Annotated in this window: 1 protein-coding gene; it reads left to right on the top strand. The window is 46.3% G+C overall.

The genetic code is table 11. The annotated features are described in order from the left end of the window. Positions 1-246 (top strand): Mur ligase domain-containing protein (locus tag SB660_RS22930; protein ID WP_410584824.1); only part of this gene is annotated, 246 nt, incomplete at both ends.

Raw genomic sequence — 246 nt, 5'->3', positions numbered from 1 at the left:
AGGCGGTGAAGCCTGGAGATATCTTTATTGTACGGAAAGGGAAAAGGACATCGGGCAGTCGTTTTGTCAAAGAAGCACTGGCAAGGGGTGCGGCGGCCGTTGTATCCGAGGAAAGTATTGCCATACCATTTAACGATCAAAATATCCCGTTTGTGTGGGTGCCCAATACTGCATTGTTTTTATCTTATGCAAGTGCAAAACTGGCCGCTTTTCCAGCAGAGGCATTATCAGTTATTGCCATTACAG

It is taken from the genome of Bacillus sp. SIMBA_005, assembly GCF_046535585.1.
Classification (GTDB): domain Bacteria; phylum Bacillota; class Bacilli; order Bacillales; family Bacillaceae; genus Bacillus; species Bacillus pumilus.
Note: the sequence above shows the minus strand (reverse complement) of the source record. Positions and strands in the feature narration are given on the sequence as shown.